Genomic DNA, 15222 nt, shown 5'->3' with positions numbered 1-15222 from the left:
GCGCAGAACTTGTCGGTGCCGGCCTCTACTGTGGGCGCCAACCAGAGAGACACTCACCTCGAGAAGGGGAACCACACATGGCACCGCAGGCCTACGATCGCGACAAAGCGCTGGAGCTGGCACTGGCGCAGGTGGAGAAGAACTTCGGCAAGGGCGCGGTCATGCGCCTGGGCGAAGAAGCCCGTCAGCCGATCTCCGTCATCCCGACCGGCTCCATCGCCCTCGACGTCGCGCTCGGTATCGGCGGCTTGCCGCGCGGTCGCGTCGTCGAGATCTACGGTCCGGAATCCTCGGGTAAGACCACCGTCGCGCTGCACGCGGTGGCCAACGCCCAGGCCGCCGGCGGCGTCGCCGCGTTCATCGACGCCGAGCACGCTCTCGACCCCGACTACGCCCGCAAGCTCGGCGTCGACACCGACGCCCTGCTGGTCTCCCAGCCCGACACCGGTGAGCAGGCGCTCGAGATCGCCGACATGCTGGTGCGTTCCGGCGCCATCGACATCATCGTGATCGACTCCGTCGCCGCCCTGGTGCCGCGCGCCGAGATCGAGGGCGAGATGGGCGACAGTCACGTCGGCCTGCAGGCTCGCCTGATGAGCCAGGCGCTGCGCAAGATGACCGGCGCGCTGAGCAATTCCGGCACCACCGCGATCTTCATCAACCAGCTGCGCGAGAAGATCGGCGTCATGTTCGGCTCGCCGGAGACCACCACCGGTGGTAAGGCGTTGAAGTTCTACGCCTCGGTGCGCCTGGATGTGCGCCGCATCGAGACCCTCAAGGACGGCAGCGACGCGGTCGGCAACCGCACCCGCGTGAAGGTCGTCAAGAACAAGGTGAGCCCGCCGTTCAAGCAGGCCGAGTTCGACATCCTCTACGGCCACGGCATCTCCAAGGAGGGCTCGCTCATCGACATGGGCGTCGAGCACGGCTTCATCCGCAAGTCCGGCTCCTGGTACACCTACGAGGGCGACCAGCTGGGCCAGGGCAAGGAGAACGCCCGCAAGTTCCTGCTGGAGAACACCGATGTGCGCGACGAGGTCGAGAAGAAGATCAAGGAGAAGCTGGGCATCGGCGCCGATCTGACCGCCGAGGCCGAGACTCCCGCCGACTTCTAGCCGATGGGTTCGCCGACCTCCGGCGGGCGCGCGCGCCCCGATGCCGTCGACCCGGTCGAGGACATGCGCAGGCAGCTGGCACGCCTCGGCATCGAGGTGGAGCCGGAGCCCGCGCCGCAGGCGGGATCGGCGACAGAACTCGTCCGCTCGGCGCGCGAACAGCGCGTCGAGCCGGACGTCCGGGGGGTTCGATCGGGTGCGGGCGATCCGCAGCGCACGCACCCGATCGGATTCGCCGATGAACCACGCTCGAATCACCCGAACCGACCCGGCGTGGAGGCCGAACCTCTCGCGTGGCGGTCGGCGGATGATCACGTGGGGAGGGGGAGCGGGGACCGTCCCCGCGGCGCGCGGCGGGGACGCAGGTCCCGACGGCGCGATGAAGACTCCCTGTCGCCCGGCGTCGGTGGTGACGACGGGCGGCATGCGGATCCGGTGGCGGCCGGGTCCGAGCCGGGAGAGCCCGAGAGGCGGGCCGGCACACGTCGGCTCGCCCCGGGTGACCGGCCCGGCGCGACCCTGGAGCAGGCCAAGGACTCGTGCCTGCGATTGCTCGCGGTGCGCGCCCGCAGCCGTGCCGAACTGGAGAAGCGGCTGGGCGAGAAGGGCTTCCGGCTCGAGATCATCGAGGCGGCGCTCGGTCGGCTCACCGAAGTCGGCCTGATCGATGACGCGGCCTTCGCCCAGCAGTGGGTGCACGCCAGACACACCTACTCCGGCAAGGGCAAGAAGGCCCTGCAGCGCGAACTGCGGGACAAGGGAGTGGCACCCGACGAAGTGGAGCAAGCCTTGGCGATCGTCACCGACGCCGCCGAACACGCCCGCGCCGCCGACCTGGTCCGCCGCAAACTCCGCACCCTGCCCCGCGATCTCGATCGCGACAAGGCGCTGCGCCGTCTCGTCGGCATGCTCGCCCGCCGCGGCTACGACCAGTCCACCGCCTTCGCCGTCGTCGCCACCGAACTCGCCGACGCGGGCTATGAACGCACACCCACCCCACCTCGCCCGACCGGCCCCACCCGGTCCGACAGTCGATCCCGGGACGGTGGAACGGACGATCCCCCAGGCGCCGACGGCCTGCCGGACTCCGACGGCGCCGCCGCGGAGGTCTCGCCGTGGCGTGCTCGTCATCGGCCGCGGTTCGGTGGTGCGGGCTCGGCGCGTTCAGCCGATGCTGTCGATACCTCCGACGGCATGGAAACGCCCGGAACCCAGGGGCGTCCTGCCCGGTCGAGGCCCGTCCCGGGCGACGAACAGGCCGCCATCGACCTGGTTCGCCGCAAACTTCGTTCGATGCCCGCCGACCTCGATCGCACCAAAGCCGCCCGCCGCCTGGTCGACCTGCTCGCCCGCCGCGGATACAGCCCCACCCTCGCCTACGCGGTGGTGAAAGCCGAATTGGCCGAGGCCGATCTTTGAGTGGGTGACGATCGGCGACCGACCCGGAGCGCACGGGGTGGGGACGAATTGCCGCGAGGTGGTCGCGGGGCGCGTAGGATGATTCGCGCTGATGAAAGCTGTTTCTGCGCAGGCGGATTCGGTGTTCGAGCAGCGCGCTGGGGCTGAGGCAGGGTGTTTCGCCCGGTGGTGGGTGGGGCATTCCGGAGGGCAGGGCCCGGTGGGGCCGCCGGACTACGGGGAGGTGAGACCCTGGACGCGTTGTGGTCATTCGTGGTGAACCGGCGAGAACAGCTGCTGGTCGATTCGTATCTGCATGTGTCGGCCGTGGTCCAGTCGTTGGTGGTGGCGACGCTGATCGCGGTGGCGCTCGGGGTCCTGGTGTACCGGAGTCCGCTCGGCTCGGCGGCGGCGACCGCCACGGCGGGCGCGATCCTCACGGTGCCCTCGTTCGCGCTGCTCGGGTTGCTGATCCCGTTCCTGGGGCTCGGCGTCGGCCCGACGATCGTGGCGCTGGTGCTGTACGCGCTCTTACCCATCCTGCGCAATACGGTGCTCGGGCTTTCCTCGGTGGACCCGTCGGTCGTCGATGCCGCGCGTGGAGTCGGCATGAATCGACTGCGGCTGCTCACCACGATCGAACTGCCGCTGGCCTGGCCGGCGATCCTCACCGGCATGCGGGTGAGCACCCAGATGATCATGGGCATCCTGGCCCTGGCCGCCTACGCGAAGGGCCCCGGCCTGGGCAATCTGATCTTCTCCGGGCTCTCACGCCTCGGCAGCCCGAACGCGGTGCCGCAGGCACTCACCGGCACCGTCCTCATCGTCGTCCTCGCGCTCGTGCTCGACGGCGTCCTGCTCCTGCTCGGACGGCTCACCATATCGAGGGGAATTCGTGACTGACACCGAAACCAGCGCCGCGGCCGCGACCGTCTCCGGCGTCGAGATCGTCCTGGACCGGGTCACCAAACGCTATCCGGAGCAACCCGATCCGGCGGTCGACGAGGTCAGTATGACCATTCCGGCCGGGGAGATCGTGGTGCTGGTCGGGCCCTCCGGCTGCGGCAAGACCACCACCATGCGGATGATCAACCGGCTCATCGAACCCACCTCCGGGACCGTCACCATCGGCGGCCGCGACGCCGGGGCGATCGACGCCGACGAACTGCGCCGCGGCATCGGCTATTCGATCCAACAGGCCGGACTCTTCCCGCACCTGACCGTCGCCAAGAACATCGCCACCGTGCCCGGCCTGCTCGGCTGGGATCGCCGCCGCGCCGCCGCCCGCACCGACGAGATGCTCACCCTCGTCGGACTCGACCCCGCCATCTACCGCACTCGGTACCCCCGGCAGCTCTCCGGCGGTCAGCAGCAGCGCGTCGGAGTGGCCAGGGCGCTCGCCGCCGACCCACCGGTGCTGCTGATGGACGAGCCATTCGGCGCCGTCGACCCGATCACCCGCGCCCTGTTGCAGGACGAATTGCTGCGTCTACAGCGCGAACTCGGCAAGACCATCGTGTTCGTCACCCACGACTTCGGCGAGGCGGTGAAGCTCGGTGATCGCATCGCGGTACTCGGCGACCGCTCCCGCATCCTGCAATACGACACCCCCGCCGCCATCCTGGCCGCCCCCGCCGACGACACCGTCGCCGGTTTCGTCGGCGCCACCCCGGCCATCGACCGACTCGGCCTCGTCGTCCTCGCCGACATCGACTTGGACCAGGCAACGGCGGTCACCGACGACACCGCACCCGCCGACCTGGCCGCCGCCCTGCGCGCCAGTGATCGCCAGTGGGGCATCGTCATCGATCCGCAGCGCCGTCCGCTGCACCGGGTCTCGGCATCCGAACTCGCCCACGCGGAGTCCCTCCGCGATCTCGGCACACCGATCAGCACCACCGTGCCCGCGGACGCCACCCTGCAGGACGCACTCGCCCTCCTGCTCACCGACCGCACGGCCTCCGCCGTCGTCGTCGACCCCACCGGCGCCTATGCGGGCGTGGTCACCGTCGACACCCTGATCAGACATCTCGCCACACCCGCCCCGGCAGCGGCGGTGTCGACGTGATCCCCGCCCCACGCCGCCTGCTCCTCGCCTCGAAGCCGCTGTCGCGGCGGGACGCGATGCCATACCCCGGTGCCTCGGCCACCCCGATCCCCGCCCATCGTGGCGCTGTACGCTCCGACGGCTCGACAGTGCTGGTGCTCCGCAGGGGCCGGATAGCCCACGGCGGTGGGGTGGCCGGGGCCATCGGCGGAGTCGCGCGCGCGGGATCGCCATCGACGACACGGCTCGGGTGGGAGGGGCCTCGATCATGACGAATTCCCTGTCGGCCCGGCCGCGTTCGGTTGTCGATGTTCCCGCGACGGTGGCGGCGCCGGGTGCGCAGCGCCGGGCCGAACTGCTGCGCCTGCTCGTGCAGCCGGTGATCGTGCTGATCCTGACCATCGGGGTACTGGTGTGGGCGTTTCGGCGTGATCTCACGCTGACCCAGCAGGCCAGTATCAACGTGGGCACCATCGCCGAAGTCACCTGGCAGCACGTGCTGATCACCGCGACGGTGGTGCTGATCGTCATCGCGGTGGCGGTGCCACTGGGGACGCTGCTCACCCGGGACCGGTTCCGGCGGCTGGCACCGATTTTCGTCGGCATCGCCAATATCGGGGCCTCGGCGCCCGCCATCGGCCTGATCGTGCTGTGCTACTTGGCCACTCGCACCACCGGGTTCTGGGTGGGGGTCGCGCCGATCGCGTTCTACTCGCTGCTGCCGGTGCTGCGCAACACGATTCTCGGCTATCAACAGGTCGATCCCGCCGTGATCGATGCGGGCCGCGGGCAGGGCATGTCGGCGGTGCAGGTGCTGCGGCGCATCGAGTTCCCGCTCGCCGTGCCCTACATCCTGGCCGGACTGCGCACCTCGCTGGTGCTGGCGGTCGGCACCGCGACGCTGTCGTTCCTGGTGAGCGCGGGCGGGCTCGGCATCCTCATCGACACCGGGTACAAACTGCGTGACACCGTGACGCTGACGCTCGGCGCGGTGCTCGCTGTCGCCCTCGCGCTGTTCGTCGACTGGCTCGGCGCACTGGCCGAACAGTTTCTCGGACCGAAGGGGTTGCGGTGAGAATCGCCGGATGGTTGCGCGGGCTCGTCCCGGTGCTCGGTGTCGTCGTTCTCACGAGTTGTGGTCTGCAGTCGGGGAGTTCGGTGCCGCTGCCGGTGGGGCCGGGCAGTATCGGGCCGGTGCCCGAACTCGACGGGGTCGCCGTGACGGTCGGCTCCAAGGACTTCACCGAGGCCAACATCCTCGGCTACCTCATCGAGTTCGCGCTCACCGCCGCGGGCGCGAACGTCCGCGACCTGACCAACATTCAGGGCTCCAACAGCCTGCGCGACGCCCAGCTGCACGGCCAGGTCGACATCGCCTACGACTACACCGGCACCGGCTGGATCAACTACCTGGGCAACGAGACGCCCGAACCGGACGAACGCACACAGTTCGAACTGGTCCGCGACGCCGACCGGGCCGAACACGGCATGGTGTGGGCGGCGATGGCCCCGATGAACAACACCTACGCACTCGTCACCAGCAGGAACACCGCCGAGCAGACCGGGGTGCGGACGCTGTCGGACTACGCGGACCTCATCGCGAAAGACCCCGCCGCGGCGGCCACCTGCGTCGGCACCGAATTCAATGTGCGCCAAGACGGCTATCCCGGCATGGCCCGCAAGTACGGTATCGACGTCGGGGCGGTGCCGAAGCAGATCGTCCAGGACGCGCTCGTCTACCAGGCCACCGCCGACGCCACCCAGTGCCGGTTCGGCTCGGTCGCCGCGACCGACGGCCGCATCCCCGCCCTCGACCTGGTCCTGCTCGAAGACGACCAGGGCTTTTTCCCGAAGTACAACGCCGCCGTGGTGATGCACGGCGATTTCGCCGACGCGCACCCCGAAGTCGCCGAGATCATGGCCCCGATCTCCGCGCGCCTGACCAACGAGGTGATCACCGAACTCAACCGCCAGGTCGACATCGATGGCCGAGAGCCGGCCGAGGTCGCCCGCGACTGGATGGTCGCCGAAGGACTGGTCACCGCCGGCTGACCCGCTCTCGCGCGACGGTTTGCCGAACTGTTACCGGCTGCCGCCCGAGATGTCCGGTACGTGTGGGTCGCGTCCCACACGAGGTCGGTCATCCGGTCCATGATGAGACGCATGACCACCGAATTCCGCAAGGTAACCGTGCTCGGGACCGGGGTGCTCGGATCCCAGATCGCTTTCCAGACCGCGTTCCACGGCTTCGACGTCACCGCCTACGACATCGATGACGCCGCGCTCACGGCGGCGCGCCAACGCCTCGAGGGGCTGGCCACGGTCTATCAGCAGGAGGTCGAGGGCGCCGATGCCGACAACACCGCGACGACGGCGTCGGGTATCACCCTGACCGACGATCTGGCCGCCGCGGCCGCCGAGGCCGACCTGATCATCGAGGCCGTCCCGGAGGTTCTCGCCATCAAGCGCGACCTCTACCGCAAGCTCGGCGAACTCGCGCCCGAGCGCACTGTGTTCGCGACGAACTCCTCCACTCTGCTGCCCAGCGACCTGGTCGACTACACCGGGCGCGCCGACCGTTTCCTGGCCCTGCACTTCGCCAACCGGGTCTGGAAGTTCAACACCGCCGAAGTCATGGGAACCACACGCACCGACCCGGCGGTGTTCGGCGCGGTCGTCGACTTCGCCGAGGCCATCGGCATGGTGCCGATCGAACTGCACAAGGAGAAGGCGGGCTACGTCCTCAACTCGCTGCTCGTGCCCTTCCTCAACTCCGGCATCGCCCTGGCGGCGGGCGGATACGCCGAACCCGCCGCGGTCGACGAGACCTGGCGCATCGCCACCGGCTCGCCCATGGGCCCGTTCCAGATCCTCGACATCGTCGGCCTGACCACCCCGTACAACATCCTGGCCAACGCCGACGGCGAGGGCAAGAAGCTCGCGGCCTGGCTCAAGGACAACTACATCGACAAGGGCAAGCTCGGCGTGGCCTCCGGCGAAGGGTTCTACAAGTACTCCACCTAGCCGCGTCGCCGTATCCGGATCGGACGAAGGAGCTCGGATGTACTACAGCAGTGGCAATTACGAAGCGTTCGCCCGTCCCCGCAAGCCCGAGGGCGTCGATGACAAATCAGCCTGGTTCGTGGGCGCCGGACTGGCCTCGATGTCGGGCGCGGCCTTCCTGATCCGCGACGGGCAGCTGTCCGGTGACAGGATCACCATCCTGGAACGGTTGCCGCTGCCCGGTGGCGCGCTGGACGGGATCAAGAAACCGAAGAAGGGTTTCGTCATCCGCGGCGGCCGCGAGATGGAGAACCACTTCGAGTGCCTGTGGGATCTGTTCCGCACCGTGCCGTCCCTCGAGATCGAGGACGCCAGCGTGCTCGACGAGTTCTACTGGCTCAACAAGGACGACCCCAACTTCTCGCTGCAGCGGGCGACGGTGAAACGCGGTCAGGACGCGCACACCGACGGCCTGTTCGCCCTCACCGACCGCGCGCAGAAGGACATCGTGAAGGTGTTCCTGGCGACGCGGGAGGAGATGGAGAACAAGCGGATCGACGAGGTGTTCGGCAAGGACTTCCTGACCAGCAACTTCTGGCTGTACTGGCGCACCATGTTCGCCTTCGAGGAATGGCACAGCGCGCTGGAGATGAAGCTGTACCTGCATCGTTTCATCCACCACATCGGCGGGCTGCCCGACTTCTCGGCGCTGAAGTTCACCAAGTACAACCAGTACGAGTCGCTGGTGCTGCCGCTGTATCGCTGGCTGCTCGACCAGGGCGTGGCCTTCCGGTTCGACACCGAGGTCACCGACATCGACTTCGACATCAGCGGCGCGCGCAAGCAGGCCACCCGCATCCACTGGGTCGCCGAGGACGAGTCCGGCGGCGTCGACCTGACCGCGAACGATCTGGTGTTCGCCACCATCGGCTCGCTCACCGAGAACTCCGACGAGGGCGATCAGCACACCCCCGCCACGCTCGACGAGGGGCCTGCCCCGGCCTGGGATCTGTGGCGGCGGATCGCGAAGAAGGACCCGTCGTTCGGGCATCCCGACGTCTTCGGCGGCCACATCCCGGAGACGAAATGGGAATCGGCGACGGTCACCACCCTCGACAAGCGGATCCCGCGCTACATCGAGGAGATCGCGAAGCGGGACCCGTTCAGCGGCCGGGTGGTCACCGGCGGCATCGTCACCGTCAAGGATTCGTCGTGGCTGATGAGCTGGACGGTCAACCGGCAGCCGCATTTCAAACAACAGCCGCCCGATCAGATCGTGGTGTGGGTGTACGCGCTGTTCGTCGACCGGCTCGGCGACTTCGTGAACAAGACGATGCAGGAGTGCACGGGCGAGGAGATCACCCAGGAGTGGCTCTACCACCTCGGCGTGCCCGAGTCCGAGATCCCGGCGCTGGCCGCCGATGCCGCGACCTGCGTGCCGGTGATGATGCCGTACGTCACCGCGTTCTTCATGCCGCGCGCGGCCGGTGACCGGCCCGACGTGGTGCCGGAGGGTGCGGTCAACTTCGCCTTCATCGGTCAGTTCGCCGAGACCAGCCGCGACTGCATCTTCACCACCGAGTACTCGGTGCGCACCGGGATGGAGGCGGCCTACCGGTTGCTCGACATCGAACGCGGGGTACCGGAGGTGTTCGACTCCACCTACGACATCCGCTCGCTGCTCGCGGCGACCAGCCGGTTGCGCGATGGTGCCGAGGTGAGCCTGCCCGGCCCGGACTTCGTCCGCAATCGTCTGATCAAGAAGCTCGAGGACACCGAGATCGGCGTGCTGCTGCGCGAATCCGGGCTGCTCGGCGAGGACTGAGCACCACGACGAGAAGCGGGGCCCGATCCGCATGGATCGGGCCCCGCTCTCGTCGTGCCCGCTAGGTCTTGGTGATGTCGACGCCGGGGGCGCCGTCGGTGACGATCGAATCGGCGGCCACCACGGCGGTGCCCTTCTTGCGCCGACCCCGCAGCCGCTTCTCCAGCGTCGTCGCCAGGAAGGTCAGCGCCAGGTTCAGCGCGATCATGATCAGCGCGACGACCATCAGCGCGGGGATCGTGTTCTGCTGCGAGGCACCCACCTGCTGACCGGAGCGAACCAATTCCACATAGGTGATCTGGTAGCCCAGGGCGGTGTCCTTGAGGACGACCACCATCTGCGACACCAGTGCGGGCAGCATCGCGGTGATCGCCTGCGGCAGCAGGATCAACCGCATGAGCTGGTTCTTGCGCAGGCCCAGCGCGACGGCGGCCTCGGACTGGCCCTTGGGCAGTGACCGGATACCGGCGCGCACGATCTCGGCGATGACCGAGGCGTTGTAGATGACCAGCGCGATGACGACCGCCGCCAGGGCCAGCTGATCGGACGGGAAGATCTTGTAACTGCCGAACACCGCGAACAGGAAGATCATCAGGATCAGCACCGGGATCGCCCGGGCGAGTTCGACGATCGCGCCCGCTGTCCAGCGCACCCACCGGTGCTCGGACAGGCGCAGGATGCCGAAGATCATGCCGAAGAGCACCGCGAACACGATCGAGATCGCTGCCGCCACCAGGGTGCCCTCGAGACCGGGCAGCAGGTAGGTCTTCCAGACGTCGGCTTCGAGGAACGGCTTCCACTTCTCGGCGGTGAACTGGTCCTTCTCGGCGAAGGCGTTGAACAACCACCAGCCGCCGACGACCAGGGCGATCACGACCAGGACCGAGTAGAGGCGGTGCCGGAACCGCGCCTGGGGGCCAGGCGCGTCGAACAGTACCGAAGCGCTTGCACTCATCGCGCCACCTCGAATCGCTTGGCCAGCCAACCGAAGAACAGACCGGTCGGCAGGGTGAGTATGACGAACCCGAGCGCGAAGATCGCGCCGATCGCGAGCACCGCGGCCTCGTTCTCGTTCATCGCCTTCATCAGGAAGGCGGCTTCGCCGACGCCGATCGCCGAGGCGATGGTGGAGTTCTTCGTCAGCGCGATCAGCACACTGCCCAGCGGGGCGATGACCGCGCGAAACGCCTGCGGCAGCACCACCAGGCGCAGGTTCTGGGAGAAGCCGAAGCCCAGCGAACGACCGGCCTCGGACTGCCCGAGCGCCACGGTGTTGATGCCCGAACGCAGCGACTCGCACACGAAAGCCGCTGTGTAGACACTCAATCCGAGAATGGCCCAGCGATAGTTGTTGTCGGCCAGCGAATCACCGGCCAGCTTCCAGCCCAGCGTGGTGTAGAGGCCCAGCGAGCAGAACACGATGATCAGAGTCAGGGGGGTGTTGCGGAAGATCGCGACGTAGGCGGTGCCTACCCAGCGCGCGACCGGGATGGGCGACACTCGCATACCGGCGACGACGGTACCGATGATCAGCGCGCCGATCGCCGAGAAGAACGTCAGCTTGATGGTCACCCAGAAGGCTTCGAGGATTTGGGAGTCATACCTCGAGATCAGGTCGAACACGGACGCGCGTCCTCCGATCGGTGTGAAAGGGCCAGCGGGAAAACACCGCGGCGGTGGCTCGGGCGTACCCGGCCACCGCCGCGGTGATGATCAGTAGCGATCGACAGTGGGCGGCTCGGGGACCGCGAAGCCGGTACCGGCGAAGGACTTCTCCAGCGCGGCCTTCCACGAACCGTCGGCGATCATCTCCTCGATCGCGTCGTTGATCTTGGTCCGACCCTCGGTGTCGCCCTTCATCAGGCCGATCCCGTAGTTCTCGGTGGTGAAGGTCTTGTTCACCAGCTTGTAGGTGCCCGGCGCCTGCGCGGCGTACCCGGCCAGGATGACGTTGTCGGTGGTCACCGCGTCGATCGCACCGCCACGCAGCGCCTCGATGCACAGCGAGTAGGTGTCGTAGGTCTGCAGCTGCGCCTGCGGGAAGTTCTTCTCGATGTTCTGCGCCGGGGTGGAACCCGCCACCGAGCAGACCTTCTTGCCGTCGAGCGACTCCGGGCCGGTGATGTCGGTGTTGTCGGCACGCACCAGCAGGTCCTGGCCCGCGACGTAGTACGGACCGGCGAAGTCGACCTTCTGCTTGCGGGAATCGGTGATCGAGTAGCTGGCGACGATGAAGTCGACCTGGCCGTTCTCGATCAGCGTCTCGCGCTGGGCCGAGGGCGCTTCCTTGAAGGTGATGTCCTCGGCCTTGACGCCCAGCTTGTCGGCGACGTACTCGGCGACCTCGATATCGAGACCGCTGTAGGTGCCGTCGGTGTTGCGCAGGCCGATGCCCGGCTGGTCGAACTTGATGCCGACGGTGAGCGTGCCTTCGTTGGCGTTCTCGGTCAGGGACTTGCCGTCCCCGCCGCCGCACGCGGTGAGCGTGGCCGCCAGTGCCAGTGCCGCAGCGCCGATTCCGACGCGCATCGCACGATTGATCCTCATCGAGTTACCTTCTCCTCTTCGGTGGTGGTGACGGCCGTCAGTGGCTGAGAATTTTGCCGAGGAAGTCCTTGGCGCGCTCCGAGCGCGGGGTGGTGAAGAACGTCTCCGGTTCGGTGTCCTCGACGACCTCGCCGTCGGCCATGAACAACACCCGGTCACCGGCACGGCGGGCGAAGCCCATCTCGTGGGTGACGACGAGCATCGTCATGCCCTCCTTGGCCAGGGAGACCATCACCTCGAGCACCTCGTTGACCATCTCCGGGTCCAGTGCGGAGGTGGGTTCGTCGAACAGCATCACCTTCGGGTCCATCGCCAGCGAGCGCGCGATGGCGACGCGCTGCTGCTGGCCGCCGGAGAGCTGCGCCGGGTACTTGTCGGCCTGATCGGCGATGCCGACGCGCTCGAGCAGGGCGTACGCGTGCTTGCGCGCTTCGTCCTTCTTGATCCCGCGCACCTTCAGCGGCGCGAGCATCACATTTTCCAGAATCGTCTTGTGCGCGAACAGATTGAACGACTGGAACACCATGCCCACCTCGGCCCGCAGTGCGGCCAGCGCCTTGCCTTCGGCGGGCAGGGCGACACCGTCGATGGCGATGTCGCCGGAGTCGATCGGTTCGAGCCGGTTGATGGTGCGGCACAGGGTGGACTTCCCCGAGCCCGAGGGACCCAGGACGATCACGACCTGCCCGCGGGGCACTTCGAGGTTGATATCGCGCAGAACGTGGAGTGCACCGAAGTGTTTGTCCACGTTGCGCATCGAGATCATCGGCGGCGCAGCGGCAGTGGCAGCGGCGTCGGCATTCCCGGTCGCGGGTGCGGCGTCGTCGGTCATGGTCAGAAACCTTATGCGTTATTCGGAGATTTGCCCCGCTTTCCGCGACTCACCCCAGCGGCACGCCGAAACGACACCTGTCGGTAACCTGCCGGTATCGCCCCCGCATTGCCGGAGTCGGCGCAGACCGCGGGAGCCGCTGCCCGTACCCTGGATGGGTGGATTCGAACGGACAGAACGTGGCAGAGCGTGCGGTGACCCAGGCGCGTAGTTACGAGGTCCGCACCTTCGGCTGCCAGATGAACGTCCACGATTCCGAACGTTTGTCCGGTCTGCTCGAAGACGCGGGTTACGTCAAAGCCGCACCGCAGGACACTCCGGACCTGGTGGTGTTCAACACCTGCGCGGTGCGCGAGAACGCCGACAACAAACTCTACGGCACCCTCGGTCACCTGGCGCCGGTCAAGCAGGGCAGGCCCGGCATGCAGATCGCGGTGGGCGGCTGCCTGGCGCAGAAGGACCGCGAGACCGTCGTGCGCAAGGCACCCTGGGTCGATGTGGTGTTCGGCACACACAACATCGGCTCGCTGCCGGTGCTGCTCGAACGGGCCCGCCACAACGAGCAGGCCCAGGTCGAGATCCTGGAATCGCTCGAGGCCTTCCCGTCCACCCTGCCCGCCAAGCGCGAGTCGGCATACGCGGGCTGGGTGTCGATCTCGGTGGGCTGCAACAACACCTGCACCTTCTGCATCGTGCCCGCGCTGCGCGGCAAGGAGGTCGACCGCCGCCCCGGTGATGTGCTCGCCGAGGTGCAGGCACTGGTCGACCAGGGGGTACTCGAGGTGACTCTGCTCGGCCAGAACGTGAACTCCTACGGCGTGAACTTCGTCGACCCCGAGCAGCCGCGCGATCGTGGTGCCTTCGCCCAGTTGCTGCGCGCGACCGGCCAGATCGAGGGCCTCGAGCGGGTGCGCTTCACCTCGCCGCATCCGGCCGAGTTCACCGACGACGTCATCGAGGCGATGGCGCAGACCCCCAACGTCTGCCCGCAGCTGCACATGCCACTGCAGTCCGGCTCGGACCGGGTGCTCAAGGCGATGCGCCGGTCCTACCGCAAGCAGCGCTTCCTCGGCATCATCGACAAGGTGCGCGCCGCCATGCCGCACGCTTCGATCACCACCGACATCATCGTCGGCTTCCCCGGCGAGACCGAGGAGGACTTCCAGGAGACCCTGGACGTGGTGCGCCGGGCGCGGTTCACCAGCGCCTACACCTTCCAGTACTCCAAGCGGCCCGGAACGCCCGCCGCCGAGTTGCCCGACCAGCTGCCCAAGGCGGTCGTGCAGGAGCGCTACGACCGGCTGATCGCGCTGCAGGAGCAGGTCTCCCTCGACAGCAACCAGGCGCTGATCGGTGCCGAGGTGGAACTACTCGTCGCCGACGGTGCGGGCAAGAAGAACGCGGCGACGGCGCGAATGAGCGGCCGGGCGCGCGACGGCCGGCTGGTGCACTTCCGGCCCGGGGACGCGGCGGGCATCCGGCCCGGCGACATCGTCACCGTCGACATCACCCAGGCGGCCCCGCACCACCTCATCGCCGACGGCGTGGTGAAGGCGCACCGGCGGACCAGGGCCGGCGACGCGCACGAACGCGGCGTGACCCCCAAGACCGAACCGATCGGCGTCGGCCTCGGGCTGCCGCGCATCGGCGCGCCCGCGGTCGAGCCGGTGACCAGCGGCTGCTCGACCGGCTGCGCATGAGTTCCCCGGAGGAGCCGGACGCTACTACTGGTCGTAGTGGGTCGGGTGCGGGCGCGTCGCGGTGGGATGGCACAGTGGAGCCCGGCGCACACGAGCCCAGCGACGACCAGCCTGCGGACAGGAGTGAGAACGCGGTGAACCCGGTGCAGAACGACCAGGAATTCGAGCAGTTCCGTGGTGAGCTCGACGCGGTGGAACGTCGCATCGCCGGTGAGATCGACCCCGGCGCGCGGGCGCTGGTGGTCGCGGGCGCGGTCTTCGCGCTGCTGATCTCGCTGGTGCTGCCGACCGCGGGCGCCGCGCGCGGCTTCGACGTTCTGCTGAACACCGAGGTCGCGGGGATCGAACACATCGGCCTGCCCTCGCGGATCTTCGTCTGGCTGGTCATCGTCTTCGGCGTCGGCTTCTCGCTGCTGGCCCTGACCACCCGCCGCTGGGTGCTGGCCTGGCTGGCCTGCGCGGGATCGGCGGTGGGCAGCGTCTTCGGTGTGCTCTCGATCTGGCATCGCCAGACCCCCGGTCTGAACAACTACGAGGGCGCGGGTCCCGGTATCGGACTGATCCTCGGCACCATCGCGATCATGGTGCTCACCTTCCACTGGATCCGCGTCGTCTGGAGTCGCACCGCCGTGCAACTCGCCGCCGAGGAACAGCGCCGCAACGCCGCCCGCGAGGCCGAAGAACGCGACCGCAAGCGCCTCACCGGCGAGTGAACTTCCCCGCCTGGTCGTGACTTGGCCAACCTCCCCACGACC

Annotated in this window: 14 protein-coding genes and 1 pseudogene; 11 read left to right on the top strand and 4 right to left on the bottom strand. The window is 68.1% G+C overall.

What is annotated here, in order from left to right; genetic code table 11:
- The first annotated feature begins 77 nt into the window (after positions 1–77).
- From recA to BOX37_RS21100, 9 genes and pseudogenes are all read left to right on the top strand, one after another.
- On the top strand, positions 78–1115 hold the full coding sequence (recA, locus tag BOX37_RS21135) for a recombinase RecA (protein ID WP_071929165.1): 1038 nt from the start codon (positions 78–80) through the stop codon (positions 1113–1115).
- A 435-nt stretch (positions 1116–1550) separates the two neighbouring features.
- Positions 1551–2099: pseudogene (recX, locus tag BOX37_RS36195) on the top strand (recombination regulator RecX); the annotation flags it as partial.
- A 210-nt stretch (positions 2100–2309) separates the two neighbouring features.
- Positions 2310–2534 (top strand): hypothetical protein, encoded by a 225-nt coding sequence (locus tag BOX37_RS36190; RefSeq protein ID WP_420811633.1) that lies wholly within the window; start codon positions 2310–2312, stop codon positions 2532–2534.
- Between the two features lie 231 nt (positions 2535–2765).
- Positions 2766–3416 (top strand): ABC transporter permease, encoded by a 651-nt coding sequence (locus BOX37_RS21125; protein ID WP_071931737.1) that lies wholly within the window; start codon positions 2766–2768, stop codon positions 3414–3416.
- Positions 3409–4581 (top strand): ABC transporter ATP-binding protein, encoded by a 1173-nt coding sequence (locus tag BOX37_RS21120; protein WP_071929163.1) that lies wholly within the window; start codon positions 3409–3411, stop codon positions 4579–4581. Before BOX37_RS21125 ends, BOX37_RS21120 begins: the two co-directional genes overlap by 8 nt.
- 247 nt (positions 4582–4828) lie before the next feature.
- On the top strand, positions 4829–5635 hold the full coding sequence (locus BOX37_RS21115) for an ABC transporter permease (protein WP_084759924.1): 807 nt from the start codon (positions 4829–4831) through the stop codon (positions 5633–5635).
- On the top strand, positions 5632–6612 hold the full coding sequence (locus BOX37_RS21110) for a glycine betaine ABC transporter substrate-binding protein (protein WP_071929162.1): 981 nt from the start codon (positions 5632–5634) through the stop codon (positions 6610–6612). Before BOX37_RS21115 ends, BOX37_RS21110 begins: the two co-directional genes overlap by 4 nt.
- Before the next feature lie 111 nt (positions 6613–6723).
- On the top strand, positions 6724–7584 hold the full coding sequence (locus BOX37_RS21105; RefSeq protein ID WP_071929161.1) for a 3-hydroxyacyl-CoA dehydrogenase: 861 nt from the start codon (positions 6724–6726) through the stop codon (positions 7582–7584).
- A gap of 37 nt (positions 7585–7621) precedes the next feature.
- A complete protein-coding gene (locus tag BOX37_RS21100; protein WP_071929160.1) occupies positions 7622–9388 on the top strand; it encodes an oleate hydratase in 1767 nt (588 codons plus the stop codon).
- A 61-nt stretch (positions 9389–9449) separates the two neighbouring features.
- Here the strand turns inward: BOX37_RS21100 and BOX37_RS21095 are convergent, their stop codons facing one another.
- From BOX37_RS21095 to BOX37_RS21080, 4 genes are all read right to left on the bottom strand, one after another.
- Positions 9450–10343 carry an amino acid ABC transporter permease gene (locus BOX37_RS21095; RefSeq protein WP_071929159.1) on the bottom strand — a complete coding sequence of 298 codons (894 nt, stop codon included), beginning with the start codon at positions 10341–10343 and terminating at the stop codon, positions 9450–9452.
- Positions 10340–11011: an amino acid ABC transporter permease gene (locus tag BOX37_RS21090; protein ID WP_071929158.1), complete on the bottom strand. Its 672-nt coding sequence runs from the start codon at positions 11009–11011 to the stop codon at positions 10340–10342. The genes BOX37_RS21095 and BOX37_RS21090 overlap by 4 nt, the downstream gene beginning before the upstream one ends.
- A 90-nt stretch (positions 11012–11101) precedes the next feature.
- Complete coding sequence (locus BOX37_RS21085) at positions 11102–11935, bottom strand: glutamate ABC transporter substrate-binding protein (protein ID WP_071929157.1); 834 nt, start codon at positions 11933–11935, stop codon at positions 11102–11104.
- A 37-nt stretch (positions 11936–11972) separates the two neighbouring features.
- On the bottom strand, positions 11973–12701 hold the full coding sequence (locus BOX37_RS21080) for an amino acid ABC transporter ATP-binding protein (RefSeq protein ID WP_071931735.1): 729 nt from the start codon (positions 12699–12701) through the stop codon (positions 11973–11975).
- Positions 12702–12925: 224 nt separating this feature from the next.
- Between BOX37_RS21080 and miaB the strand changes: the two genes are divergently transcribed.
- Positions 12926–14467, top strand: a complete 1542-nt coding sequence (gene miaB, locus BOX37_RS21075; RefSeq protein WP_420811547.1) for a tRNA (N6-isopentenyl adenosine(37)-C2)-methylthiotransferase MiaB — start codon at positions 12926–12928, stop codon at positions 14465–14467.
- A 134-nt stretch (positions 14468–14601) separates the two neighbouring features.
- Positions 14602–15180 carry an Rv2732c family membrane protein gene (locus BOX37_RS21070; protein ID WP_071931734.1) on the top strand — a complete coding sequence of 193 codons (579 nt, stop codon included), beginning with the start codon at positions 14602–14604 and terminating at the stop codon, positions 15178–15180.
- Positions 15181–15222 lie beyond the last annotated feature (42 nt).

This window comes from Nocardia mangyaensis (genome assembly GCF_001886715.1).
GTDB classification, from domain to species: domain Bacteria; phylum Actinomycetota; class Actinomycetes; order Mycobacteriales; family Mycobacteriaceae; genus Nocardia; species Nocardia mangyaensis.
This window is presented reverse-complemented; position numbering and strand designations above follow the sequence as displayed.

Coding starts and splice junctions, on each gene's coding strand:
- BOX37_RS21115 (WP_084759924.1), top strand. CDS start 4,829: ATGACGAATTCCCTGTCGGCCCGGCCGCGTTCGGTTGTCGATGTTCCC.
- BOX37_RS36190 (WP_420811633.1), top strand. CDS start 2,310: ATGGAAACGCCCGGAACCCAGGGGCGTCCTGCCCGGTCGAGGCCCGTC.
- BOX37_RS21100 (WP_071929160.1), top strand. CDS start 7,622: ATGTACTACAGCAGTGGCAATTACGAAGCGTTCGCCCGTCCCCGCAAG.
- BOX37_RS21085 (WP_071929157.1), bottom strand. CDS start 11,935: ATGAGGATCAATCGTGCGATGCGCGTCGGAATCGGCGCTGCGGCACTG.
- recA (WP_071929165.1), top strand. CDS start 78: ATGGCACCGCAGGCCTACGATCGCGACAAAGCGCTGGAGCTGGCACTG.
- BOX37_RS21080 (WP_071931735.1), bottom strand. CDS start 12,701: ATGATCTCGATGCGCAACGTGGACAAACACTTCGGTGCACTCCACGTT.
- BOX37_RS21105 (WP_071929161.1), top strand. CDS start 6,724: ATGACCACCGAATTCCGCAAGGTAACCGTGCTCGGGACCGGGGTGCTC.
- BOX37_RS21095 (WP_071929159.1), bottom strand. CDS start 10,343: ATGAGTGCAAGCGCTTCGGTACTGTTCGACGCGCCTGGCCCCCAGGCG.